Origin of the sequence: uncultured Sphingomonas sp. (genome assembly GCF_964244265.1) — a bacterium.
GTDB lineage: Bacteria > Pseudomonadota > Alphaproteobacteria > Sphingomonadales > Sphingomonadaceae > Sphingomonas.
The window spans coordinates 47,728-70,745 of record NZ_CAXTHV010000013.1 but is presented as its reverse complement, the minus strand read 5'-3'; the positions used below and the strand labels follow the sequence as shown (position 1 = coordinate 70,745).

Genomic DNA, 23,018 nt, shown 5'->3' with positions numbered 1-23,018 from the left:
CTGTTGCTCGGCCCCCCCGGCTGCCGCCGGAATCCGCTTCTGTTGCCCGGTGCGGTCCAACCGCGCTTTTGTCTGACTAACCTAGTCCGTGAGGACTTGGATTAGGCCGCAATCGCGAGCGCCTCGTTATCGTTGGCACTTGTGTTATGGGCCGTCACAGTGGTCCCATCCTGGGCAAAAACAGCGCTTTTCAACACACGTCGATCCTGGTTCGGCCCCGTCAGAACCCCGCGCGAACGGGGGTTGTGGTGGAGCCGCCGGGTACTGCCCCCGGGTCCGCTGTGTCTATGACACGCCGCACTTTATCGCCATAGCCGGCAAACCGGCGAAGACCGATATAGGGACTGTCGAGGCGATGAAAAGCCCGTATCGGCCTTTCGCTCGCCACAATATATTGTAAGGGCCGACCATCATGTTGACGCAGCGTTCCCGGTACGCGCTCCGCGCGATGCTTTATCTGGCCGAAGCGCCGGTTGGCGGCCCCCCGATCCCGATGAACCGGATCGCCGTCCATGCCAATGTCCCGCGCAAGTTCCTTGAGCTGATCCTGGCCGACCTGCGCGAGGCGGGGTTGCTCAACAGCCATCGCGGCAAGGCCGGGGGCTATCGCCTGTCGCGCCCGACCCATCTCGTTTCGCTGGGCGAGATCATTCGCATAATCGAGGGGCCGCTGGCGCTGGTGCCGTGCGTCAGCCGTACCGCCTATCGCCGGTGCGGCGATTGCAAGGACGAGGGCACCTGCGCGATCCGCCTGGCGATGGCGCGGGTGCGTGACGAGACCGCGCGGATCCTGGACGGCACCAGCCTGGCCGATGCCGCTGCCGACGAGTTGGTCGCGGCCTAGCCGCCGGTGCGCCTAGGCTCACGCACGCAGGCTGTCGCGGATTTCGCGCAACAAGACGATGTCGGCGGGATCGCCCGCGACGTCCTCCGGCGGCTTGGGCATCACCCGGTTCACCGCCTTGATCAGCAGGAAAATGACGAAGGCGGCGATCAGGAAGTTCACCGCCTGAGTCACGAACTCGCCCCAGCCCAGCAACGGCACGCCCGCCTTCTTCAGCGCGGCGTAATCGGTCGATCCGGCCAGCGCCGGCGGCACCTTGTCCTGGTTCAGGATGATGAAATGGCTGGAAAAATCCAGCCCGCCCAAGATCGTGCCGATGATCGGCATCAAGAGGTCGTCGGTCAGCGAGGCGACGATCTTGCCGAAGGCGGCGCCGATGATCACCGCGATGGCCAGGTCCATCACGTTGCCGCGCATGACGAACGCCTTGAATTCCGTGAGCATCCTGTTCTCCTCGGGGTCGCAAGCCGCCGCGATTAGACGCCGTGTCAGGCGATTTGGCAACCGTGCCGCGCATTTCGCTTTTCGCCGACCCTGCCCGCTCCTACATAAGCGGCGGCTGGGCACGAGGAGGGTCACCCATGAAGTTTCGGACGCTGGTCGCCCCGACGGCGATCGTGATGCTGTCGGCGTGCGGGCTCAATTCGGTGCCGACCGCCGAGGAGAATGCCAAGGCGCGCTGGGCCGACGTCCAGGCCGCGTACCAGCGGCGCACCGACACCATTCCGGGTATCGTCGCCACGGTGAAGGGCGCCGCCGCGTCGGAGGGCAAGATCCTGACCGACGTGATCAATGCGCGCGCCAGGGCGACCTCGATCCAGCTCAATCCCGGTGACCTGACCGATCCGGCCAAGGTTGCCGCGTTCCAGGGCGCGCAGGGCCAGCTGGGCGGTTCGCTCGGCCGGCTGCTGGCGACGGTCGAGGCCTATCCCGACCTCAAGAGCCAGGGCAATTTCAAGGATCTGATTACCGAGATCGAAGGCAGCAACAACCGCATCACCATCGCCATCCGCGACTATAACAGCGCGGTCCAGGCTTATAATACGCGCATCCGGACCTTCCCCGACGCAATCGGCGCCAAGGTGTTCTATGGCGCCAAGCCGCTCGTGCCGTTCCAGGCGGCCGCCGGCGCGGACGCGAACCCGACGATCGATTTCGGGAACGGCAGCTGACCGCAGCCATGCGCGCGTCGTATCCGGCGATCGGTCATGTCGTGCGCGCCGTGCTGCTGGCGCTGGCGCTGGTGCTCGCCCCCCGTGGGGCCTCGGCACAGACCTTTCCCAAGCTGACCGGGCGCGTGGTCGACGCCGCCAACCTGCTCACGCCCGAACAGGAGCAGCAACTCACCGCGCTGTCCGACGGCGTCGAGCAGGCCTCGTCGCGCCAGCTGGTGATCGCGACGGTCCCCAGCCTGCAAGACTATCCGATCGAGGATTACGGCTACAAACTCGGCCGGGCCTGGGGGATCGGGCAGAAGAACGCCGATAACGGCATCATCCTGATCGTCGCGCCGACCGAGCGTCGCGTCCGGATCGAGGTCGGCTATGGACTGGAACCGATCATGACCGACGCGCTGTCGTCGTCGATCATCTCCGGCGCCATCCTGCCCAGGTTCCGTGCCAACGATTATCCCGGCGGCATCAGCGCCGGCGCACAGGCGATCGCCGAACAATTGAAGCTGCCCCCTGAAGAGGCCGAGACGCGCGCGGCGACGACGCCACCGCCGTTGCGACGATCGCGGTCGTCGAACAATGACGCGCAGGTCATCGGCTTTGCGGTCCTGATCGTCGTGTTCTTCGTCATCCCGATGATCTTCAACCGCCGCCGCGGGCGGCGTTACCGCGGCGGATCGGCGCCGGTGATCCTGTGGGGACCGGGTCTGAGCGACGGCGGCTGGAGCAGCGGCTGGGGCGGCGATAGTGGCGGTGGAGGCGGCTTTTCGGGCGGCGGCGGATCGTTCGGCGGCGGCGGCTCGTCGGGCGGCTGGTAATGCGCCTGCCGCCCCTGACGCCCGAGGAGCGCGACCGCGTCACCGCGGCGGTGACCGCCGCCGAAGTCGATACCGATGCCGAGATCGTCACGATCATCGCGCAACGATCCGATTCCTATCATGACGTCGCGCTGCATTACGCCTTGGCGGCGATGTTGCTGCTCATGGCGGCAGCCGCGCTGTATCCGGCGATCGTCGAGGTGCCGATCGGCTGGTTCGGCAATGGCTGGACATCCGCGGCGACCCTGGGCAGCGCGATCTTCGCGCTGATGGTCGCGCAGGCGATCGTGTTCCTGGTCGTGCGCTACGCGCTGGCTTGGCCGATGCTGCGGATGATGCTGACGCCGGGGACGACGCAGGCGCGGCGGGTCAGGCGGCGCGCGGTGCAATATTTCCGGGTCGGCGCCGAACGCCGCACGGCGGCGCGGATCGGCGTGCTCGTCTACCTGTCGCTCGACGAGCGGCTGGCCGAGATCGTCGCCGACCAGGCGATCCATGCCAAGGTCGTGCCCGAACGCTGGGGAGCGGCGATGGCCGCCTTGGTCGACCATTTGCGCGCCGGCCGCGCGGGCGAGGGCATGGCGGCGGCGGTGACCGCGATCGGCGCGATCGTCGCCACGCATTTCCCCAAGACCGACAGCGATGTAAACGAGCTTCCGGATCGGCTGATCGAGCTGTGACCGCGCCCGACCATGATTTGCCGGAGGAAATCGTCTGGCAGGGCAGGTTCCTGACCGTAAAGAAACGCGGGCGCTGGGAATATGTCGGCCGCGCCCGCGACATCCACGCGGCGGTGATCGTGGCGATCGACGCGGGCGAGGTGCTGCTGGTCGAACAATACCGCGTGCCGCTGGGGCGGCGTTGCCTCGAACTGCCGGCGGGGCTGGTCGGCGACGAGCAAGCGGGCGAAAGCGTCGAGGCGTCGGCCGCGCGCGAACTGGAGGAGGAAACCGGCTATCGCGCCGCCACGGTGACCGCGATCGGCACGTTTCATTCCTCGCCCGGCATGGTCAGCGAAAGCTTCACCTTGGTCCGCGCCGAGCGCCTGACGCAGGTCGGCGAGGGAGGCGGGGAAGGCGACGAGGACATAACGGTGCACCGCGTGGCGCTGGCCGCGCTGCCGGACTTCGTTGCTGCCCGGCGCGACGCTGGCGTGGCGATCGACGTCAAGCTGCTGCTGCTGCTTGGCCGATCGATCATCGGGACCTGAGGATCGCCTTACCGAAAATTGTCGGCATAGCTCTGCAGCTTCAGGGTACGTACCGGCGCCGGCACGACTTGATAGGCCAGGCCAACTTTTTCGGCATAGGCCTGCGCCGCTTGCGCCGTGGAAAATCCCAGGCGGACCTGCTCGCTTGTGTCGCCCGATCCGGCCCAGCCGGTCAGCGGATCGGGGCGCTTGGCCTCGCCCGGCTCGAACTCCAGCACCCAGCGATCGGTGCGGGCGCGGCCCGACTGCATCGAACTCTTGACCCGTTGATAGATACGCGCGGTGGCCATGATTGCCTCATCGTCTTGGAATATTCAGGGCGGACGCCGCTTCCATGTACGTGGATCGCGTATTAGCGCGTCTCGCGCGCACGCGCATCCGCCTTTTTGGTTCGCGTGGTCGCGGCGGCGGCGGCAGGGTCGTCCGGCCAGGGATGGCGGGGATAGCGCCCGCGCATGTCCTTGGCCACCGCCGCCCAGCTGCCCGCCCAGAAACCGGGCAGGTCGCGCGTCGTCTGGATCGGACGGCCGGCGGGCGAGGTCAGGCTGAGCACCAGCGGGACATGGCCGTCGGCGACCATCGGGTGCGTGGCTTGGCCGAACAGCTCCTGCGGACGCAGTTCCACCGTCGGGCCGTCTTCGGCCGCATAGTCGATCGCATGGCTCGACCCCGCCGGCGTGACCAGCCGGGCGGGGGCGATCCGGTCGAGCGCGCGCATCGTCTCCCACCCGGCAAGCCCGCGCAGCGTTTCGGTCAGCATGGCAGGGTCGACCTGGGCCAGGCGGCGCTTGCCGGCGACCAGCGGCGGCAGCCAATCGTCGAGTGTGGCGAGCAGCAGTGCGTCGTCGAGCATGATCGTGCCGCCATGCGCGGCGGCGAAGGCGGCCCGGGCCCGCAATGCGCGTGCGTCGGGCGCCCATGGTAGCAGCGGTAGGCCGTGCTCGCGCACGCCGGCGACCAGCGCGGCGGCAATGGCATGCGGATCGGCGTCGGCATCGGGGCCGCCGGCCAGCACGATCGCGCCCAGCCGGCGCTCCCGGATCGCCGCGACGCCGCCGGTCGCCGGATCGAAGCGCGCGCGGGTGGCGGTGGCGATGTGTTCGGCGAACAGCGTTTCGACGGCAAGCTGGTCGATCGCCACGGCGCTCAGGATGCGCGCGCCGGCGGCGGACCCCTGCGTCTCGGCGACCGCCAGCCAGTCGGCCGTCGCCAGCGGATCGGCGGGGTCAAGCCGAAAGCCGCGTCCGCCGACCGACTCCCAGCGCTCGCCGCCGGCATGGCGCCGTCGCGCGACCCGGTCGGGAAAGGCGATCGCGACGGCGGTGGCGTGCGGGTTGGCCAGGCCGCCGGGCGCCCCGGCGGCGGCGGGCGCCATCGCCGCCCATCTCTCCGTCATCCGCCGCGCAGCCTCGGCGCGGGGCCCGCGTTCGCCACGCAGGCGCTGCGCCCGCGTCTCCAGGTCCACGCCGGAACCGCCCAGCCCGCGCTCGCCGAGCAGGACCGCGACCTCGGCCGCCTCGCGCGCCAATCCCAGTTCGCCGCCGCGAACCAGCATGTGCGCCACGCGCGGCGGCATCGGCAGTCGCGCCAGCGCGCGGCCATGCGGCGTCGGCCGCCCGCTCTCGTCGACCGCCCCCAGCCGCGCCAGCCGCGTCTGCGCCTCGTCGATCGCGGGTGCGGGCGGCGGATCGAGCCAGGCCAGCGCGCTGGGATCGGCCACCCCCCAGATCGCGCAGTCGAGCACCAGCGCGGACAGGTCGGCCTCGGCGATCTCCGGCGGGTCGAAGCGCGGCAGGCCGGCGGTGGCGGCGGCTTCCCACAGGCGATAGGCGACCCCCGGCCCCTGACGCGCCGCGCGGCCGGCGCGCTGGGTGATCGCGGCCTGGCTGGCGCGCTCGGTGACCAGCCGGGTCATGCCCGCCGCGCGGTCGTAGCGCGGCCGCCGCGCCAGCCCGCAATCGACCACCACGCCGATTCCGTCCAGCGTAAGGCTGGTCTCGGCGATGGCGGTGGCCAGCACGAGCTTGCGGCGGCCGTCCAGCTCGGCGGCAATGGCGGCACGCTGCGCTTGCGGGGGCATTTGCCCGTGGAGGCGGTGGAGGGTAATGCCGGCGAGGTCGCCAAGGCGATCGGCGGTGCGCTCGATCTCGGCGACCCCCGGCAGGAAGGCGAGCACGCCCCCGGCCTCGTCGCGCAGCGCCCGGCGGATCGCCGCCGCCATCGCCTCCTCGATCCTCGCCTCCCCGCGACCGCCGAGATAATGCAGGTCGAGCGGGTGGCTGCGCCCGGCGCTCTCGATCAGCGGGGCGTCACCAAGCAACGCGGCGAAGCGTGCGCCGTCTAGCGTCGCCGACATCGCGACGATCCTCAGGTCCGGACGCAAGCCGGCCTGGGCGTCGAGCGCGAGCGCCAGGCCGAAATCGCTGTCGAGGCTGCGTTCGTGGACCTCGTCGAACAGCACCGCCGATACGCCGCTCAGTTCGGGATCGGCCTGGATCCGCGCGACGAAGATGCCCTCGGTCATGACCGTGACACGCGTCGCCGCCGAGCGCCGGCTGTCCATCCGCGTGGCATAGCCAAAGGTGCCGCCGACCGGCTCGCCGGCCAGCGCCGCCATCCGCTCGGCCGCCGCGCGCGCCGCGATCCGGCGCGGCGAAAGCAGCAGCACGCCGCCGCCGCACCATGGCTGGCCGAGCAGGGCAGGAGCGATCGCGGTCGACTTACCCGCGCCGGGCGGTGCGACCAGCACGGCATTCGGCCGGTCGCGCAAGCGCGCGAGCAGATCGGGCAGGACCGCCAGCACCGGCAGGTCGTCGGGGCGGGAGGATGGCGCTGGTATCGTCATGATGGCCCGCGCCTTGTGGCAGATGCGCGGCGGATGCGACAGTGGATGGGGGCTGGGCTGCGGGTGAGTGCCCGGCGTCAGGCAACGATCTGGCCGCTGCTCGGCCTCAAGTCTGACTGTCGATCCGCCTGGGTTTCCGGTTCCTGCGTGCCGCCGAGATCGACCGACACCAGCCGGCTGATCCCCCGTTCGACCATCGTCACCCCGAACAATCGATGCATCCTGCTCATCGTCACGGCATTGTGGGTGACGATCAGGTAACGTGTCTGCGTCTCGCCGGTCATGCGGTGGAGCAGGTCGCAGAAGCGCTCGATATTAGCGTCGTCGAGCGGTGCGTCGACCTCGTCCAGCACGCAGATCGGCGCGGGATTGGTCAGGAACAACCCGAAGATCAGCGCGACGGCGGTCAGCGCCTGCTCGCCGCCCGACAACAAGGTCAGCGACTGCAGCTTCTTGCCGGGCGGCTGTGCCATGATCTCCAGCCCGGCCTCGAGCGGATCGTCAGCATCGACCAGTTCCAGCCGCGCCGCGCCGCCCTCGAACAATGTCCCGAACAGACGCTGGAAATGGCCGTTGACCGCCGTGAACGCCGCCAGCAGCCGCTGGCGCCCTTCGCGATTGAGCGTACCGATCGATCCGCGCAGCCGGTTGACCGCCTGGCCCAGATCGTCCCGTTCGACCGCTGTATCCGTGCGCGCGGCATCCAGCTCGGCCAGTTCGGCCTCGGCGACCAGATTGACCGGCGCGATGCGCTCGCGATCGACCAGCAGCCGGTCGTGCCGCGCCGCCTCGGTGGCCGGATCCGCGACGTCGGCAACGGCAAAGCCGATCCGGTCGCCAAGCAGTGGCGGCGGGCATTGGAACCGTTCGCCGGCGACGCGCGCCATCTCGATCCGGCGGGCATCGTGGCCCTCGGCACGCGCGGCAGCGCCCGCCCGGGCCTCGCGCGCGGTGGCAAAGGCTTCGGCGGCGGTGCGGGCAGCGGCGTCGGCAACGGCGGCACCCGCTTCCGCGGCGCGTTCGGCATTGGCGGCGGCATTGGCGGCATTGCGCTGCTCGACCAGCTTGGCGTCCCCTTCGGCGATCTGCGCGGCGAGCCTGGCGGGGCCGGCGGCGATCGCGTCCGCTTCCTCCGCCAGCAGGGCCTCGCGCCGGGCCTTGTCGGCGATCCGCCGGGCGGCCTCGCCGGCGCGGGCTGTCCATCCGTGTTGTTCGGCAAGGATGAGGGCGATCCGCTCGCGATCGGCGGCGATCGCCAGGTCCACCGCGCCCCGCTCGCCGCGGGCGATGGCGGGGGCCGTACGCAGCTGCTCGGCCTCGACGTGGCGGCGGGCGACCTCGGCGGGGGTCGCCGCGCCATCGGGCAGGGCGGCAACGACCGCCTCGGCGCACGCCAGCTCGGCCTCGGCCTCGGCGATGTCGCCGGCGCCGCGACCCAGGCGGGCGTCGAGATCAGCGCGCCGCGCCTCGGCGCGCTCGATCCGCGCGGCGGCGCGGTCCTCGGCCCGGGCTGAGTCGCGCATCGCGATGTCGGCGCGATCGCGCGCGGTCCGGGCCGCCGCGACGCGCGCCCGGGCATCGGCGATGGCGCGCGTCGCGGCGGCAACGGCCCGGTCGGTGCGGTGGACATCGGCCAGCGCGGCCGGATGTTGCCCCGTCAGCACGGACAACCGGTTGACCCGCTCCAGCCGCTCGGCTGCCGCCGCTGCGACGCCGCCCGGTCGCGCGACAAAACCGTCCCACCGCCGCAATGCGCCGTCCAGCGTCACCAGACGCTGGCCGACCGCCAGCGTCTGTCCGGTATCGCGACCGGCGACCAGCACCTGCGCCAGCCGCCGCGCCAGTGCGTCGGGCGCCGCGACATGATCGCCCAGCGCGGCCATCGTGCCCCTGGCCGGGTCGTCCGGCTGCGGCGCGGCGCCCGCCCAGTGGCGCTCGGCCGCAGGATCGAGCCCCGCTTCCAGATCGTCGCCAAGCGCCGCCGCCAGCGCGCGCTCATATCCCGGCGCGGGGTGCAGCCGGTCAAGCAGGCGGTCACGCCCCGCCGGGCTGGTGGACTTTGCCAGCGCCTGAAGTTCGCTGTCGATCGCGGCCAGTTCGGCGCGTGCCGCCGCGCGGTCCCGCTCCGCCCGGCCTGCCGCGTCGTGCGCCGATCGCTCGTCGCCCTCGGCGGCGGCCCGATCGATGCGCGCGGTCTCGGCGGCGGTGGCGGCGTCGGCGCGCGCCCCGGCCGCTGCCGCCAAAGCAGTGCGTAACGGGGCAAGGTCGTCCAGGGCGCGTGCCTCGGCGGTAAGTGCGGCTTGATCGCGGCTCGCGCGGTCGTGCCGCGCCCGAGCCGAGGCTGCCGCGGCCTCGGCGACGCGAGCCTCGGCCGCCTCGGCCGCCTGCCGGCTGATCGCCGCGGCCAGCGCGCTATCGGCGTCCTGCGCGACGCGTTCGGCCGCCGCCAGCCGCGCATCGATCGCCGGCAGTCGCGCGATCCCGCCGGCGATCCGCTCCTCCAGCGCCGCCTGCTCCCTGCCGAGCCGGGCGAGCGCGTCTGCGGCATCGGTCGCCAGCGCGGCTTCGCGTTGGCGATCCTCGGCGATCCGCGCGCGCTGGTCGGCCAGTTCGCCGATGCGGCGCTGGGTGGCGATCGCCTCCGACCGCAGCCCCGCCAGGCCGTGCGCGGCCTCGCTTCCGGCGTCGCGTGCGGCGGTCGCGGCCGATCGCGCCGCCGCCAATGCCGTGGTTGCCGCGACCTGCCGGGCGGTGGCGGCGCGTTGTACCTCGGCGGCGGCATGGACGCGCTCTTCGCCGGCGACCGCCTCGGCGGCCGACGATTCGGCGGCGATCGCGGCGTCGCGCCAGCGGGCGAAGACCGTACGCGCCTCGGCCACCCCGATCTCGGCCGACAGCAGGCGATAGCGCCCGGCCTGGCGCGCCTGGCGCCTGAGCGCGCCGGCGCGCGCCTCCTGGTCGGCGATGATCTCGTCGAGCCGCGCCAGGTTCGCCGCCGTGGCGCCCAGCCGCTGCTCGGCATCCTTGCGCCGGACGTGAAGCCCGGCAATCCCCGCCGCCTCCTCCAGCATCGCGCGGCGTTCGGTCGGGCGCGCGGCGATCACCGCGCCGATCCGCCCCTGGCTGACCAGCGCCGGCGAGTGCGCCCCGGTCGCGGCATCGGCGAACAGCAGCGCGACGTCGCGGGCGCGGACGTCGCGTCCGTCGATGCGATAGGCGGAACCCGTGCCCCGCTCGATCCGGCGGACGATCTCGGTCTCGTCGCCATCGATCTCCGCCAGGATCGACACCTCGGCAAAGTCGCGCGCGGGGCGGTGCTCGGTGCCGGCGAAGATGACGTCGTCCATCCCCGCGCCGCGCACCGATTTCGGCGAATTCTCGCCCATCGTCCAGCGCAACGCCTCCAGCAGGTTGGACTTGCCGCACCCGTTGGGGCCGACCACACCGGTGAGCCCGGGCTCGATCCGCAGGTCGGCGGGGTCGACGAAACTCTTGAAGCCGGTCAGGCGGAGCCGCTTGATCTGCATCGCGCGTGCGCTGCCCGCCGGCGCCTCAGGCGCCGCGTGTCTTCAGCGCGGTTTCCAGCATCACCCACGGATCCTCGCCGGGGCGCAGCGGCAGCACCACGCCGTTGACGATGAAGGTCGGCGTGCCGGAGACCTGATATTTTTCATTGGCCTGCTGCGTGCGGTCGGCCAGTTTCTGGATCGCGCCGGCATCGTTCAGGCACGTCCTGGCCTTGTCCTCGGGAATGCCGCGCGCCTTGACGAAATCGAGGTAGCCCAGCCCTTCGGCATAGGCGACCGCGACCTGGGTCGGCGCGGCATTGCCCATTGTCGCGGCAATCTTTGACGAGACGGCCTGTTCGTTGACGAGCAGCGTGGGCTGATTGGCGAACATCTGGTCGAGCAGCGGGAAGAAGGTCGACGGATCGGCGATGCAATGGCCGAGCAGGATCGGCGCGACGTCCAGCGCGCCGTGCACCGGATAGTCGCGAAATTCATAGCTTACCTTGCCATTGGCGACATATCCTTGTTTGAGTGCGGGGAAGCCGTCAGCATCGAACTTCGCGCAGAACGGACAGGCGCGCGATCCATATTCGATGATCTTCAGGGGCGCGTTGGGGTTGCCCATGACATAACCGCCATCGGCGGTCCTGCTGATCGTATCGACCCATGCCGAGCCGGCCGGCGCCGGCGCCGACGGCACCGGCGTGGCGGGCGCCGATACGTTGGTGGTGTCGGCGGAATTGCAGCCGGCGACGAGAAGCGGCAGGAGGGCAAGCGCGGCGCGATTTTTCATGGGTTTACTCCGAAGGGAAGGTGGGGTCAGCTGATCCTGCCCGCGATGACCAGCGTGTCGGTCTCGCCGCCGACGATCGGCGCCCCGCTGCTGGCAGCGACTGTGGCGGCGAGCGCCGCCAGCACCGCGCGCAGCTCGGGATCGGCGATCGCGCGCAGCCCCTCGCCGATCGCGGCGGGCGGCTCGGTCGGGCGCAGGCCGGGCGGCGCCAGTCGCGACGGCCGCGCGGCGACCCGGCCCTGTCGGAACGCCAGCCGCGTGACCGCGGCATAGCCGAAGAAACGGTTGACCCGGTCGATGATCTCCGGCGCGATATGCTGCATCATCGGCGCGTGCGCGCCCCTGACGGTGACGGTCAGTACGCCGTCAGCCTTGCGTCCCGGGGGAAAGCGGATCGATTCGGGGGTCGATACCGCGGCATAGCGGCTGCCGACGATTTCCGACCAGCGCGTCACGACCCCGCTCTGGACGAAGCCGTAGCGCTTGAACGCCGCACCGCCGACCGCGGGCAGCAGCTCGGCGACCGAGCACGCGCGACCATGGCGCTCGGGCGCGGCGGCGGGCGGCCTGGCGGGGGGGCGCTTGCTCATCATGCCGTCCATGCCATAGCGGGCGGGTGGCCGCCAAGCTCCCTTCGATCGCGCCCGCGCCCGGCGTCGCGGCGGCGCTGCTCGCCTGGTACGATACGCATGCCCGGATGTTGCCATGGCGTGCCGCGCCGGGCGCGCGGCCCGATCCGTATCGCGTCTGGCTGTCGGAGGTGATGCTCCAGCAGACCACGGTAGCGACGGTCGCGCCGCGCTTCGTGGTCTGGGTCGAACGCTGGCCGACGGTCGAGGCGCTGGCGGCGGCCGACGCGGCGGAGGTGATGGCCGCCTGGGCGGGGCTCGGTTATTACGCCCGGGCGCGCAACCTGGTCGCCACCGCGCGGCTGGTCGCGGCGCGGGGCGGCTTTCCCGCCAGCGAGGCCGGGCTGCGCGCGCTGCCGGGCATTGGCGACTATACCGCCGCCGCCATCGCGGCGATCGCGTTCGGGGCCGGTGCCACGGTGATCGACGCGAATGTCGAACGCGTCGTCTCGCGGCTGTTCCGCCTGGCATCGCCGGGTGGCGTGCGCGAGGCAGCCGCCATGCTGACCCCGCCCCGACGCGCCGGCGATTTCGCGCAGGCGATGATGGACCTCGGCGCGACGATCTGTACCCCGCGCACGCCGCGCTGCCTGTCCTGCCCGCTCCTCGCCGATTGCGGCGCGGCGGCCTCAGGTGACCAGGGCACCTATCCGGTCAAGCCCGTCAAGGCGCCCAAGCCCGTCCGCCACGGCACGATATTCTGGGCGGTGGCGGACGCGCATATCCTCCTCGTCCGCCGACCGCCGCGCGGGCTGCTCGGCGGCATGCGCGCGCTGCCAACCGGGCCGTGGGCCGACTCGCCGCCCGGGCTGGCGGCGTCGCCGATCGCCGCCGCCTGGCGCATGGTCGATGCGCGGGTCGAGCATGTCTTCACGCACTTCCGTCTGCAACTCGCGCTTGCGGCCACGCATATCGACCGGCAGAGCGACGTGCCCGATGGCGAGTGGTGGCCGGCGGACTCGCTGGACGAGGCGGGCTTGCCTACGGTGTTCGCCAAGGCGGCCAGGGCGATGGGAGAGGATCGATGATGCGTCTTGTCGGATTGGCGACGGCCGCCGGAATGTTGGTGGCGCTGGCCCTGGCCGCTGCGCCCGCGCGACCGGCGGCGACGGCAACCGCGCTGCCCGCGACGCAGGCGCTGTTCTCTTCGTACGTCGCCGACGACAAGATGCCGGGCATCGTCGGCGCGTTCGGCGCCGGCGACCGGCCGACCGTGTTCGTCTCCGCGGGGCGTATTGCCGACGAGGGCGATGCGCCCGCCGCCGGCCCCGACAGCCTGTGGCGCGTCTATTCGATGACCAAGCCGGTGACCGCGATGGCAGCGATGATCCTGATCGAGCAGGGAAGGATGCGCCTCGACCAGCCGGTCAGCGACTTCATTCCCGAATTCAAGGAGATGCGCGTCCAGCTCAACCCCAATACGATCGACAGCCGCCCCGCCCTCCGGCCGATCACGATCCGCCACCTGCTGACCCACACCGCCGGCCTGGGATACAACATCATCACCACCGGGCCGCTGCTGAGGCTCTATGAATCAAAGGGCCTCCTGCCCGGCGCGTTCAACGTCGCGATGGAAACGCGCATGCGTCAGTTGCGCCCAACCAGTCTCCAGGAATTCGCGCGCCGCGTCGCCGGCGTGCCGCTGGTCGCCGATCCGGGGACGACCTGGCGCTATTCGATGGGCCTGGACGTGCTGGCGGCGGTGATCGAGAAGGCCGGGGGCATGCCGTTCGACGCCTTCGTCCAGCGCCGCATCTTCGATCCGCTGGGGATGAAATCGAGCTATTGGACGGTCCCCGGGGGTGCCGCCGGCCGGCTGGCGACGACGTACAGCTTTGTCGCCGGACGCCGCATCCCGATCGATCCCGGCGCGACCTCGGTGTTCCTCCAGCCGCCCAGCTTCCCCTATGGCGGCGCCGGGCTGGTCATGTCGGCGCGCGATTACGACCGGTTTCTGCATATGCTCCAGGACCTGGGAACACTGGACGGCGTCACCATCATGCGGCCCGAAACGGCGCGGCTCGCCATGTCCGACCTGCTCCCCCCGGGCGTGCGGTTCACCAGCGTGCCGGGCGAGACCGGCGGCGTCGCCGGCCCGCAAATGGGTTACGGCGCGGGCGGCGCGGTGATCCTGAAGGACGCGAACAATGCGTTCGGCGCGGGCACCTATGCCTGGGGCGGCGCCGCGGGCACCCACGCCTGGGTCAATGCGGTCAGGAAGCTCAGGGGCACTATCATGGTCAATTATCTTCCGGCGACGCAATGGCCGGTGCGCGACCAGACAATCCGGGCGCTCGCCGCCGACCTGGCCCCGCGAAGCACGCGGTGATCCGCCCGGGCTTCACCGGCTCGACGCTGGATCGGGCCGACTGCCTGCGCCATGATCCGGCGGCGCTGGCCGAGGCGGCGGCCGATCCGGGCGCGCGGCTGCTCAAGCTCGATGGCTTCGATCCGGACGTGGATGCCCGGGGCCGGCTGGGCTGGACCAGCCTGGGCGACGCGCCCGACGATGCCCGGCTGGTGCTGCTCGGCCTGGATCAGGGAAGCCCGCGCTTTGCGGCCTATGTCGAGGGGATGCGGGCGCCCCCGGCCAGGTCGTCGTGGCTCAACCGCGCGCTTGACGAGCTTCGGCCCGACGAAGCGGCGACCTATGCCGCGGCGCGCAGCGTGCTCGATTGGCACGCGCGGCACCGGTTCTGCGCCAATTGCGGGCATGCCACCGACATGATCCGCGCCGGCTGGGCGCGGCACTGCCCCGGTTGCGGGGCCGAGCATTTTCCGCGCACCGATCCGGTCGTCATCATGATCGCCGAACATAGCGGCCGGGCCCTGGTCGGGCGTGGGCCGCATTGGCCGCCGGGGCGCTATTCGGCACTGGCCGGCTTTGTCGAGCCCGGCGAATCGATCGAGGAGGCCGTCGCCCGCGAGATAGCGGAGGAGGCCGGCGTGCGCGTCACCGCCGTGCGCTATGTCGCCAGCCAGCCGTGGCCGTTCCCGTCGCAGCTGATGATCGCCTGCGTCGCCCAAGCGGGCGACGATACGTTGACGCTAGACGCCAATGAGCTGCAGGATGCCAAATGGGTCGATCGCGCCGGCGTCCGCGCCGCGCTGGCGGGCGACCCCGACGCGCCGTTCCTGTGCCCGCCGCCTTATGCGATCGCCCACACCTTGCTCAGCGCCTGGGTGAAGGCATAGCCTCTCGGCCGCGGCGCCTGGCCTGGGGATACGTGCCGAGCAGGCGCAGCCATTTGGTATGGAAACCCAGTTCTTCGATCGCCCGGTCGAAGCCGGGCTCGCCCGGGCGGCCCTCGACGTCGGCGTAGAATTCGGTGGCGGCAAAGCTCGCGCCGCGCTGATAGCTTTCCAGCTTGGTCATGTTGACCCCGCTGGTGGCAAAGCCGCCCATCGCCTTGTACAAGGCGGCGGGAACGTTCCTGACTTCGAAGATCAGCGTCGTCATGAAGGGGCCGTCACCGACCAGCGGGCGACCGCCGCGCGCCAGCGTCACGAACCGGGTCGTATTGTGGTCGGCATCGGCGATGTCGGCGGCGACGATGTCGAGGCCATAGATCGCCGCCGCCGCGGGCGGGGCCAGCGCGGCGACCGCGGGGTCGCGCCGTTCGGCGACGACCGCCGCCGCGCCGGCGGTGTCCGGATAGGTGACCGGCGCAATCCCGTGCGCGCGCAGCCAGTGGCGGCACTGGCCCAGCGCCTGGGGATGGCTCATCGCCTGGCGGATCGTGTCGACCCGGGCCAGCCCCATCAGCGCATAGCGGATGTGCAGGAAATGCTCGCCGGTGATCGCCAGCCCTGATTCGGGCAGCAGGAAATGCATGTCGGCGACGCGCCCGTGGAGAGAATTCTCGATCGGGATGACCGCGCAATCGGCGCGTCCGTCCTTCACCGCGTCGATCGCGTCTTCGAAGCTGAAGCACGGCATTGGCAGTCCATGGGGAAAGGCCTCCACCACGGCGATATGGCTGTTGGCGCCGGGCGCGCCCTGGAACGCGACGGCGCGTTCGGGTTCGGCGGCGGCGGCGGTGACCATCGCCGCGACGATCGGGCGGGCGGGAGCGGCGAAGTTCTCCATCGGAACGCGCCGCTTAGAGGGGGTGGCTACGGCGATCAACCGCGCTTGTGCCCTGCGTTTGCGCTTACTATGGGATCATCAAGCCACCAGGGACATTGCCGAAAGATGGAAAATCGCACCAATACGATCGCGGGATGGGTGCTGGCCGGATGCGGTGCCGCGCTCGGGCTCACGATCGTCGGCGGCATGATCTATGACGGCGAGAAGCCCGCAAAGGAGGGGTATCCGGTCGAAGCCGCCGAGGAGGGCGGCGATACCGCTGCCGCCGAAGTGCCGATCGCCACGTTGCTCGGCGCCGCCGACCCGGCCAAGGGCGCGGATGTGTTCAAGAAATGCGCCGCCTGCCACACGGTCGACCAGGGAGGCGCCAATGGCATCGGCCCCAACCTCTACGGGACGGTGGGCGAGGCGATTGCCCAGGGCAAGGCCGGATTCGCCTTCTCGGATGCGCTGAAGGCAAAAAGCGGCAAGTGGGATTTTGATTCACTCAGCGCCTGGCTGACCAGCCCTCGCAAATACGCGCCGGGCACCAAGATGACCTTTGCCGGGCTGTCCAGCGCGCAGGATCGCGCGAACGTGATCGTCTATCTCAACAGCCAGGGGTCGAACATCCCGCTGCCCCCGCCCCCCGCCGCCGCCGCCGCCGGGGCCAAGCCCGGCACCGGTGGCCCGGCCGGACCCGCCGGCAAGACTGGCGGCGACGGCACCGCGCCCATCGCGCCGGACAAGGGCGCGGCCACCGTCGGATCGCCGGCGATCGGCGCGCCGTCAAAGGACCCGCAGGCCGCTATCGAGGGCGCCAAGGCTCCCGCCGCGACCAAGTGACCGGCGCTCTTGGGCTCCGTTCGGAAACTCGCGATAGAGCGAGTTTCGTGCGGTGCCGCCCTGCGCAGCCTTTTAGTCGGTGGAGGGGACGGCAACTTCGCGGTCGCGGTAGAAATCCTGGACGTGTGCCCAGCCTTCCTCGGCGGTCTCGCAATAGGTGAAGATATCGAGGTCCTTGGGGCTGACCACGCCCTCGTCGCACAACGCCTGGAAATCGACCACTCGTTCCCAGAATTCGCGGCCATAAAGCAGCACCGGGATCGGCGCGATCTTGCCGGTCTGGATCAGCGTCAGGAGCTCAAAGAATTCGTCGAACGTGCCGAAACCGCCCGGAAACGCCGCCAGGGCGCGTGCGTGAAGCAGGAAATGCATCTTGCGCAGCGCGAAATAGTGAAACTGCAGGCTCAATGAGGGCGTGACATAAGGATTGGGCGCCTGTTCGTGGGGCAGGACGATGTTGAGCCCGATCGTGTCCGCTCCTGCCTCCGCCGCCCCGCGATTGGCCGCCTCCATGATCGAGGGTCCACCGCCCGAACAGACGACGAAATGACGCTTGCCCGCGGCGTCGCGCGGGAAGGCGGCGGCCAGCCCTGCCAACCGGCGCGCGATATCATAATATTTCGACTTGGCGACCAGCCGCTCGGCGACCCGGCGCCCGGTTTCGTCGGTGGCCAGATCGAGCAACGCCTGCGCCTTGGCCGGTTCGGGGATGCGCGCCGACCCGTACATCACGAAGGTGGAGGCGATGCCTGCTTCGCTCAGGATCAGTTGCGGCTTCAGCAATTCGAGCTGGAAGCGGATCGGGCGCAGATCCTCGCGCAACAGGAAATCCAGGTCCTGGAACGCCAGGCGATAGGCGGGGTTTTCGGTTTGCGGGGTGTTGATGCCGGCCTTGGCGCTCGCGGCGTCCTGGCTGGCGCGCGCGAAGACCCGCGACGGTACTTTGGTATCGGTCATTTCGCGCGCTGTAGTCCAAAGCGGAGGGTGGGCCTAGGGTGACGTCGCCCGCCATCGGCTAGCGACAGAAATTCTTGCCGTCGTCCTCCAGGTGCAAATGATCGTGGTGCGCCGCATTGTATTCGGGGCTGAGAACGGTGCCGAACCTTTTGCAGGCCGAATCATGGATGATGCGCAGGAACCGCCGGATGCCGTCGTCGGCCGAATTCCAGCCGCCGGCGATCGTGATGCGGCGGCCGTCCTCCAGCACGAATCCCGATATGTCGACGGCATTGGCCAGCGCGTGGCCCGACAGTCTTCCGGTCGGCGAGCCGGCCACGGCGCGGCACGCATAGGTGCCCATGCTCTCGATCTTGACCAGCCGGCTGCCGAGGATCTGGAAGGCGGCGGGCGCGACCGCGTTGCGCGTCCAGCCGACGAACGCACGCGCCAGCCCGCAGCGCATCGCCGTCAGGTTGGTGACCGGCACGCCGATGTCGATCAGCTGGACCGCGCCGATCACCATGCAGCCGCCGCCGAAATCGCGATCGGGCAGCGGCGAGTATCGGACGTCTTCGCGCGCGAGGTCGGCATAGCATGTTTGCGTTTCGCGGCTGGTCGGCAAGTTGAGGGTGATCGGCCGCGATCCCATCGGTCGCACCGGTGGCGGCCTGGTATCGCGCTCGCCGCCGAAGACGCAGCCGGCGAGCAGCAGCGGCAGGACGATCGACGGATGGACGGGCGGGCGCATCGCCAGCGATCATGGACCGGCGAAGGTTAACGGCGGTTTACCCTGTAGCCGGGCCGGCGGTCCCCGCACCGACGGGTTGACGCAGCCCGGAAAACATTTAGGGCCGCCAACGGGCCACGCGGTCCCAACGCCGCGCGCGCTCTCTGCAAGGAGAGACTGACATGACTGATCTCGCGACCGCGCCCGCCATGGGTGCGCCCGTCAAGCCCGCCACCCGACCGGCTCGCCCCTATTTTTCCAGTGGTCCGTGCGCCAAGCCGCCCGGCTGGACACCCGACAGGCTCGCCACCGCCAGCCTCGGCCGGTCGCATCGCTCGAAACTCGGCAAGCAGCGCCTGCAATATTGCCTCGACCTGATGCGTGATCTGCTCGATCTGCCCGATACGCACCGCATCGGCATCGTTCCCGGTTCGGACACCGGCGCGTTCGAGATGGCGATGTGGACGATGCTGGGCGCGCGACCCGTTACGACACTGGCGTGGGAAAGCTTCGGCGAAGGCTGGGTGACCGACGCGGTCAAGCAACTGAAGATCGACCCCGTCGTGATCCGCGCCGATTACGGACGGTTGCCCGACCTGGCGCGAGTCGACTGGTCGACCGACGTATTGTTTACCTGGAACGGCACGACCAGCGGCGTGCGCGTGCCCGATGGCCACTGGATTCCCGACGACCGCGAGGGGCTGAGCTTCGCCGACGCCACGTCAGGCGTGTTTGCCTATGACCTGCCCTGGGATCGGATCGATGTCGCGACCTTTTCGTGGCAGAAGGTGCTGGGCGGCGAGGGCGCGCACGGCGTGCTGATCCTCGGCCCGCGCGCGGTCGAGCGGCTGGAAAGCTACACGCCCGCCTGGCCATTGCCCAAGGTCTTCCGTCTGACCGCGAAGGGCAAGCTGGCCGAGGGCATTTTCAAGGGCGAAACGATCAACACGCCGTCGATGCTGGCGGTCGAGGATGCGATTTTCAGCCTGGAATGGGCCCGCGCGCTGGGGGCAGGCGGGCTGATCGCGCGGTCGGACGCCAATGCCGCAGCGCTCGACCGGATCGTCGCCGAGCGTCACTGGCTGGGGCATCTCGCCGCCGATCCGGCATCGCGATCGAAGACCAGCGTCTGCCTGACCGTTGTCGGCGCCGACGAGGCGCTGATCAAGAAGATGGCGTCGCTGCTCGAAGCCGAGGAAGCAGCCTATGACATCGCCGGCTATCGCGACGCGCCGCCGGGTCTGCGCATCTGGTGCGGCGCGACGGTAGACACCGCCGACATCGAAGCGCTCGGGCCCTGGCTCGACTGGGCCTATGCGATGGCCAAAATCGCCTGAATCACGTTGTCCCGGCGTAGGCCGGGGACCGCTCTGTAACGGAGCGCACCCATCCAACATAGCGGCCCCGACATTCGCCGGGGCGACGAAAGGCTCAAAATGCCCAAAGTTCTCATCAGCGACAAGATGGACCCCAAGGCCACGCAGATCTTTCGCGAGCGCGGGGTCGAGGTCGACGAGATCACCGGCAAGACGCCCGAAGAGTTGATGGCGATCATCGGCGACTATGACGGTCTAGCGATCCGCAGTTCGACCAAGGTGACCAAGGCGATTCTCGACCGCGCCGCCAACCTAAAGGTCATTGGCCGTGCCGGGATCGGCGTCGACAATATCGACATCCCCGCCGCGAGCGCCAAGGGCGTGGTCGTCATGAACACGCCGTTCGGCAATTCGATCACCACCGCCGAACACGCCATCGCGCTGATCTTCGCGCTCGCCCGCGACCTGCCCGAAGCGGACAAGTCGACCCAGGCCGGCAAGTGGGAGAAGAATCGTTTCATGGGTGTGGAGGTGACGTCGAAGACGCTCGGGCTGATCGGCGCAGGCAATATCGGCTCGATCGTCGCCGACCGGGCGCTGGGCCTGCGGATGAAGGTGATCGCCTATGATCCGTTCCTGTCGCCCGACCGCGCGATCGAGATGGGGGTCGAGAAGGTCGACCTGGACGACCTTCTCGCGCGCGCCGATTTCATCACGCTGCACACCCCGCTGACCGACCAGACGCGCAACATCCTGTCGGCGGAGAACCTCGCCAAGACCAAGAAGGGGGTGCGCATCGTCAATTGCGCCCGCGGCGGGCTGATCGACGAAACCGCGTTGAAGGCCGGGCTGGAGGCGGGGCATATCGGCGGCGCCGCGCTCGACGTGTTCGTGACCGAGCCGGCCAGGGAATCGCCGCTGTTCGGCACGCCCAACTTCATCTCGACCCCGCATCTCGGCGCCTCGACCAACGAGGCACAGGTCAACGTCGCGATCCAGGTTGCCGAACAGATGGCCGACTATCTGGTATCCGGCGGCATCACCAACGCGCTCAACGTGCCGTCGCTGTCGGCCGAGGAGGCGCCCAAGCTGAAGCCGTACATGGCGCTCGCCGAAAAGCTCGGCAGCCTGGTCGGCCAGCTCGCGCATGGTGGGCTTTCCGGCGTGGCCATCGAGGTCGAGGGCGCCGCGGCGCTGCTCAACCAGAAGCCGGTCACCTCGGCAGTGCTGTCGGGCATGATGCGGGTCCATTCGGACACGGTGAACATGGTCAACGCGCCGTTCCTCGCCAAGGAGCGCGGCATCGACGTGCGCGAGGTGCGGCACGACCGCGAGGGCGATTACCACACGCTGGTCCGCGTGACGGTGAAGACCGCGGCCGGCGACCGGTCGGTGGCGGGCACGCTGTTCGGCGATCAGGCGCCGCGGCTGGTCGAGCTGTTGGGGATCAAGGTCGAGGCCGACCTGGCAGGGCACATGCTCTATGTCGTCAACGAGGATGCGCCGGGATTCATCGGCCGGCTCGGCACGCTGCTGGGCGAACAGGGTGTCAATATCGGGACCTTCCACCTTGGCCGGCGCAGCGCCGGGGGCGAGGCGGTGTTGTTGCTGTCGGTCGATGACGCGGTGACGCCGACGCTGATCGCCAGGGTGCGCGGGCTGGCCGGCGTGAAGACCGCGACGGGGCTGTCGTTCTGACGGTGAACGGGTAAGGCGATATCCGTGACCCATGCTTTGCTCCCCGCCGGCTTTCGTGATCGCCTGCCGCCGGTGGCGGACGCGGCAGCACAGCTGGAGCGTGCCGTGCTCGATGCCGCGCGGCTGCACGGCTATGAACGCGTCGATCCCCCGCTGGCCGAATTCGAGGACGCTCTGGCCGGCCGACTGAAGGCCGCGCGCCGGATAGATGCGGTGCGCTTCGTCGATCCGGTGTCGCAGCGTACGCTGGCAATCCGCCCCGACATCACCGCGCAGGTCGGCCGGATCGCGGCGACGCGGATGGGCCACCATCCGCGTCCGGTACGGCTGAGCTATGCCGGGCCGGTGCTGCGGCTGCGCGCGTCCGACCTGGATCCCCGGCGCGAACGGCGTCAGGCCGGATGCGAGCTGATCGGGCTGGATACGATCGCCGCCGCGCGCGAGGTGGTGACGGTCGCGGTGGAGGTGCTGGAGGCGGCGGGAATCGGCAGCGTGTCGATCGATTTCACGCTGCCGGACCTGGTCGCGACGCTCGCCGCCGGGCCGTTGCCGCTTGCCGGCACGGACCTGGAAACGCTGGCCGCGCGACTGGATGCCAAGGATGCCGGCGGGGTCGCGGCGCTCGCGCCCGCTTACCTGCCGCTGATCGAGGCGGCCGGGCCGTTCGCCGCAGCGCATGACCGGCTGTCCCGGTTCGACGTCGGCGGCGCGCTGACCAGCCGGCTCGACGGTCTGTGGGCGGTGGCCGAGGCGGTCAAGGGACGCGTCGGACTGACGCTCGATCCGACCGAGCGGCATGGCTTCGAGTTCCAGAGCTGGCTCGGCTTTTCGCTGTTCGCGCAGGGCGTACGCGGCGAGATCGGGCGCGGCGGCACCTATATGGTCGTACACGAAAATGGCGCCGAGGAAGCGGCGACAGGCTTCTCGCTCTACATCGATGCGATCCTTGCCGCGGGCCTTGTGCCCGAGGATCGACGCCGCCTCTTCGTGCCGCTCGGCACCGATCCGGGGCTGGCGGCGCGGTTGCGCGGCGAAGGCTGGGTCACCGTCGCCGCGCTCGAGGCGGGCGACACGCCCGAGGCGCAATTGTGCACGCATCTGCTGGTGGAGGGCGAGGCGCGGGCGATTTAGGGCGTCATGCTTTCGCGGGCCGGCGGCTCGCTTCTTGGCGTTTAGCGGACGTTCGCCAGAGTGCGTCTAGATTAATCGGCTTTCGCGGCAGCGCGAAAACAGACCGCCGAAACCAGCCACAGCGCCATGAAAAGGCCGCTACAAAGCAGGATTTTGACCGCGCCGTGCGGCGTGCTCGCGATCGACGGCGCGGTGGCCATGGCGACGCCGAGCAATGCCTGCATGATCGCTATGCCCAGCATTGTTCGCGCCATTCCGGCAGGCCGAAACCAAGCGGAGAACCCCCCTACCGCCGCTGCCATGATCAGCATGAAAAATCCGATGCCGTTGCCATCGTCGCGAACGATCGTTGTCCATACGATCAGGAACGAGGTCGTGAGTGCGACGGCAACTCCCAAGCCGTAGGCGCGGCCTCCGTTCGTCCGTTCGCCCAATCCAGTCATTTGCCCGCCTTCCATGAGAGCCTCGACCC

Annotated in this window: 22 protein-coding genes and 1 other RNA gene; 12 read left to right on the top strand and 11 right to left on the bottom strand. The window is 70.0% G+C overall.

All coding sequences use genetic code 11. From position 1 onward, the window contains the following. Nucleotides 1-27: 27 nt before the first annotated feature. Nucleotides 28-366, bottom strand: a transfer-messenger RNA (tmRNA) gene (gene ssrA / locus ACFE7K_RS07410). Between the two features lie 46 nt (nucleotides 367-412). Between ssrA and ACFE7K_RS07405 the strand changes: the two genes are divergently transcribed. Then, nucleotides 413-844: an RrF2 family transcriptional regulator gene (locus tag ACFE7K_RS07405; RefSeq protein ID WP_375397539.1), complete on the top strand. Its 432-nt coding sequence runs from the start codon at nucleotides 413-415 to the stop codon at nucleotides 842-844. Between the two features lie 18 nt (nucleotides 845-862). On the opposite strand, the gene mscL is transcribed toward ACFE7K_RS07405, so the two are convergent. Further along, a complete protein-coding gene (gene mscL, locus ACFE7K_RS07400) occupies nucleotides 863-1,288 on the bottom strand; it encodes a large conductance mechanosensitive channel protein MscL (protein WP_375397538.1) in 426 nt (141 codons plus the stop codon). A gap of 137 nt (nucleotides 1,289-1,425) precedes the next feature. On the opposite strand from mscL, the gene ACFE7K_RS07395 reads away from it, so the two are divergent. From ACFE7K_RS07395 to ACFE7K_RS07380, 4 genes are read left to right on the top strand one after another with little or no spacing between them, the layout of a single operon-like run. Next, the gene (locus ACFE7K_RS07395; protein ID WP_375397537.1) at nucleotides 1,426-2,016 is read left to right on the top strand and encodes a LemA family protein; all 591 of its coding nucleotides are present in this window, start codon (nucleotides 1,426-1,428) and stop codon (nucleotides 2,014-2,016) included. 8 nt (nucleotides 2,017-2,024) lie between these two features. Continuing rightward, nucleotides 2,025-2,834, top strand: a complete 810-nt coding sequence (locus ACFE7K_RS07390) for a TPM domain-containing protein (protein ID WP_375397536.1) — start codon at nucleotides 2,025-2,027, stop codon at nucleotides 2,832-2,834. Next, on the top strand, nucleotides 2,834-3,514 hold the full coding sequence (locus tag ACFE7K_RS07385; protein WP_375397535.1) for a TPM domain-containing protein: 681 nt from the start codon (nucleotides 2,834-2,836) through the stop codon (nucleotides 3,512-3,514). The genes ACFE7K_RS07390 and ACFE7K_RS07385 overlap by 1 nt, the downstream gene beginning before the upstream one ends. After that, on the top strand, nucleotides 3,511-4,044 hold the full coding sequence (locus tag ACFE7K_RS07380; RefSeq protein ID WP_375397534.1) for an NUDIX hydrolase: 534 nt from the start codon (nucleotides 3,511-3,513) through the stop codon (nucleotides 4,042-4,044). The genes ACFE7K_RS07385 and ACFE7K_RS07380 overlap by 4 nt, the downstream gene beginning before the upstream one ends. Nucleotides 4,045-4,052: 8 nt before the next feature. On the opposite strand, the gene ACFE7K_RS07375 is transcribed toward ACFE7K_RS07380, so the two are convergent. The 5 genes from ACFE7K_RS07375 to ACFE7K_RS07355 all read right to left on the bottom strand — a co-directional run bounded on the left by ACFE7K_RS07375 (nucleotide 4,053) and on the right by ACFE7K_RS07355 (nucleotide 11,781). After that, nucleotides 4,053-4,334: an ETC complex I subunit gene (locus ACFE7K_RS07375; protein ID WP_375397533.1), complete on the bottom strand. Its 282-nt coding sequence runs from the start codon at nucleotides 4,332-4,334 to the stop codon at nucleotides 4,053-4,055. A 62-nt stretch (nucleotides 4,335-4,396) separates the two neighbouring features. After that, nucleotides 4,397-6,889: an ATP-dependent helicase HrpB gene (gene hrpB, locus ACFE7K_RS07370; protein WP_375397532.1), complete on the bottom strand. Its 2,493-nt coding sequence runs from the start codon at nucleotides 6,887-6,889 to the stop codon at nucleotides 4,397-4,399. Between the two features lie 77 nt (nucleotides 6,890-6,966). Next, the gene (gene smc / locus ACFE7K_RS07365) at nucleotides 6,967-10,416 is read right to left on the bottom strand and encodes a chromosome segregation protein SMC (protein ID WP_375397531.1); all 3,450 of its coding nucleotides are present in this window, start codon (nucleotides 10,414-10,416) and stop codon (nucleotides 6,967-6,969) included. 25 nt (nucleotides 10,417-10,441) lie between these two features. Next, nucleotides 10,442-11,191 carry a DsbA family protein gene (locus ACFE7K_RS07360; protein ID WP_375397530.1) on the bottom strand — a complete coding sequence of 250 codons (750 nt, stop codon included), beginning with the start codon at nucleotides 11,189-11,191 and terminating at the stop codon, nucleotides 10,442-10,444. A 26-nt stretch (nucleotides 11,192-11,217) separates the two neighbouring features. After that, entirely contained in the window at nucleotides 11,218-11,781 is a 564-nt protein-coding gene (locus ACFE7K_RS07355; RefSeq protein WP_375397529.1) for a DUF721 domain-containing protein, read from the bottom strand. A 107-nt stretch (nucleotides 11,782-11,888) separates the two neighbouring features. Here ACFE7K_RS07355 and ACFE7K_RS07350 point away from each other — a divergent pair, with 107 nt between their 5' ends. From ACFE7K_RS07350 to nudC, 3 genes are read left to right on the top strand one after another with little or no spacing between them, the layout of a single operon-like run. Beyond that, nucleotides 11,889-12,848: an A/G-specific adenine glycosylase gene (locus ACFE7K_RS07350; protein WP_375397553.1), complete on the top strand. Its 960-nt coding sequence runs from the start codon at nucleotides 11,889-11,891 to the stop codon at nucleotides 12,846-12,848. After that, nucleotides 12,845-14,149, top strand: a complete 1,305-nt coding sequence (locus ACFE7K_RS07345; protein WP_375397528.1) for a serine hydrolase domain-containing protein — start codon at nucleotides 12,845-12,847, stop codon at nucleotides 14,147-14,149. Before ACFE7K_RS07350 ends, ACFE7K_RS07345 begins: the two co-directional genes overlap by 4 nt. Then, complete coding sequence (nudC, locus tag ACFE7K_RS07340) at nucleotides 14,146-15,015, top strand: NAD(+) diphosphatase (protein WP_375397527.1); 870 nt, start codon at nucleotides 14,146-14,148, stop codon at nucleotides 15,013-15,015. The genes ACFE7K_RS07345 and nudC overlap by 4 nt, the downstream gene beginning before the upstream one ends. Here nudC and ACFE7K_RS07335 read toward each other — a convergent pair. Then, nucleotides 14,993-15,910: a prephenate dehydratase gene (locus ACFE7K_RS07335; protein WP_375397526.1), complete on the bottom strand. Its 918-nt coding sequence runs from the start codon at nucleotides 15,908-15,910 to the stop codon at nucleotides 14,993-14,995. The genes nudC and ACFE7K_RS07335 overlap by 23 nt on opposite strands. A gap of 105 nt (nucleotides 15,911-16,015) precedes the next feature. On the opposite strand from ACFE7K_RS07335, the gene ACFE7K_RS07330 reads away from it, so the two are divergent. Further along, complete coding sequence (locus ACFE7K_RS07330) at nucleotides 16,016-16,735, top strand: c-type cytochrome (RefSeq protein WP_375397525.1); 720 nt, start codon at nucleotides 16,016-16,018, stop codon at nucleotides 16,733-16,735. A gap of 72 nt (nucleotides 16,736-16,807) precedes the next feature. Here ACFE7K_RS07330 and ACFE7K_RS07325 read toward each other — a convergent pair whose 3' ends face one another. After that, nucleotides 16,808-17,692: an LOG family protein gene (locus tag ACFE7K_RS07325; protein ID WP_375397524.1), complete on the bottom strand. Its 885-nt coding sequence runs from the start codon at nucleotides 17,690-17,692 to the stop codon at nucleotides 16,808-16,810. 58 nt (nucleotides 17,693-17,750) lie between these two features. Beyond that, entirely contained in the window at nucleotides 17,751-18,422 is a 672-nt protein-coding gene (locus ACFE7K_RS07320; protein ID WP_375397523.1) for an extensin family protein, read from the bottom strand. Between the two features lie 161 nt (nucleotides 18,423-18,583). Between ACFE7K_RS07320 and ACFE7K_RS07315 the strand changes: the two genes are divergently transcribed. From ACFE7K_RS07315 to ACFE7K_RS07305, 3 genes are all read left to right on the top strand, one after another. Beyond that, the gene (locus ACFE7K_RS07315) at nucleotides 18,584-19,738 is read left to right on the top strand and encodes a phosphoserine transaminase (RefSeq protein ID WP_375397522.1); all 1,155 of its coding nucleotides are present in this window, start codon (nucleotides 18,584-18,586) and stop codon (nucleotides 19,736-19,738) included. Between the two features lie 99 nt (nucleotides 19,739-19,837). Next, on the top strand, nucleotides 19,838-21,415 hold the full coding sequence (gene serA / locus ACFE7K_RS07310; protein WP_375397521.1) for a phosphoglycerate dehydrogenase: 1,578 nt from the start codon (nucleotides 19,838-19,840) through the stop codon (nucleotides 21,413-21,415). 24 nt (nucleotides 21,416-21,439) lie between these two features. Further along, a complete protein-coding gene (locus ACFE7K_RS07305; protein ID WP_375397520.1) occupies nucleotides 21,440-22,546 on the top strand; it encodes an ATP phosphoribosyltransferase regulatory subunit in 1,107 nt (368 codons plus the stop codon). A 71-nt stretch (nucleotides 22,547-22,617) separates the two neighbouring features. Here the strand turns inward: ACFE7K_RS07305 and ACFE7K_RS07300 are convergent, their stop codons facing one another. Then, nucleotides 22,618-22,989, bottom strand: coding sequence for a hypothetical protein (locus tag ACFE7K_RS07300; RefSeq protein WP_375397519.1), 372 nt, complete (start codon nucleotides 22,987-22,989; stop codon nucleotides 22,618-22,620). Nucleotides 22,990-23,018 lie beyond the last annotated feature (29 nt).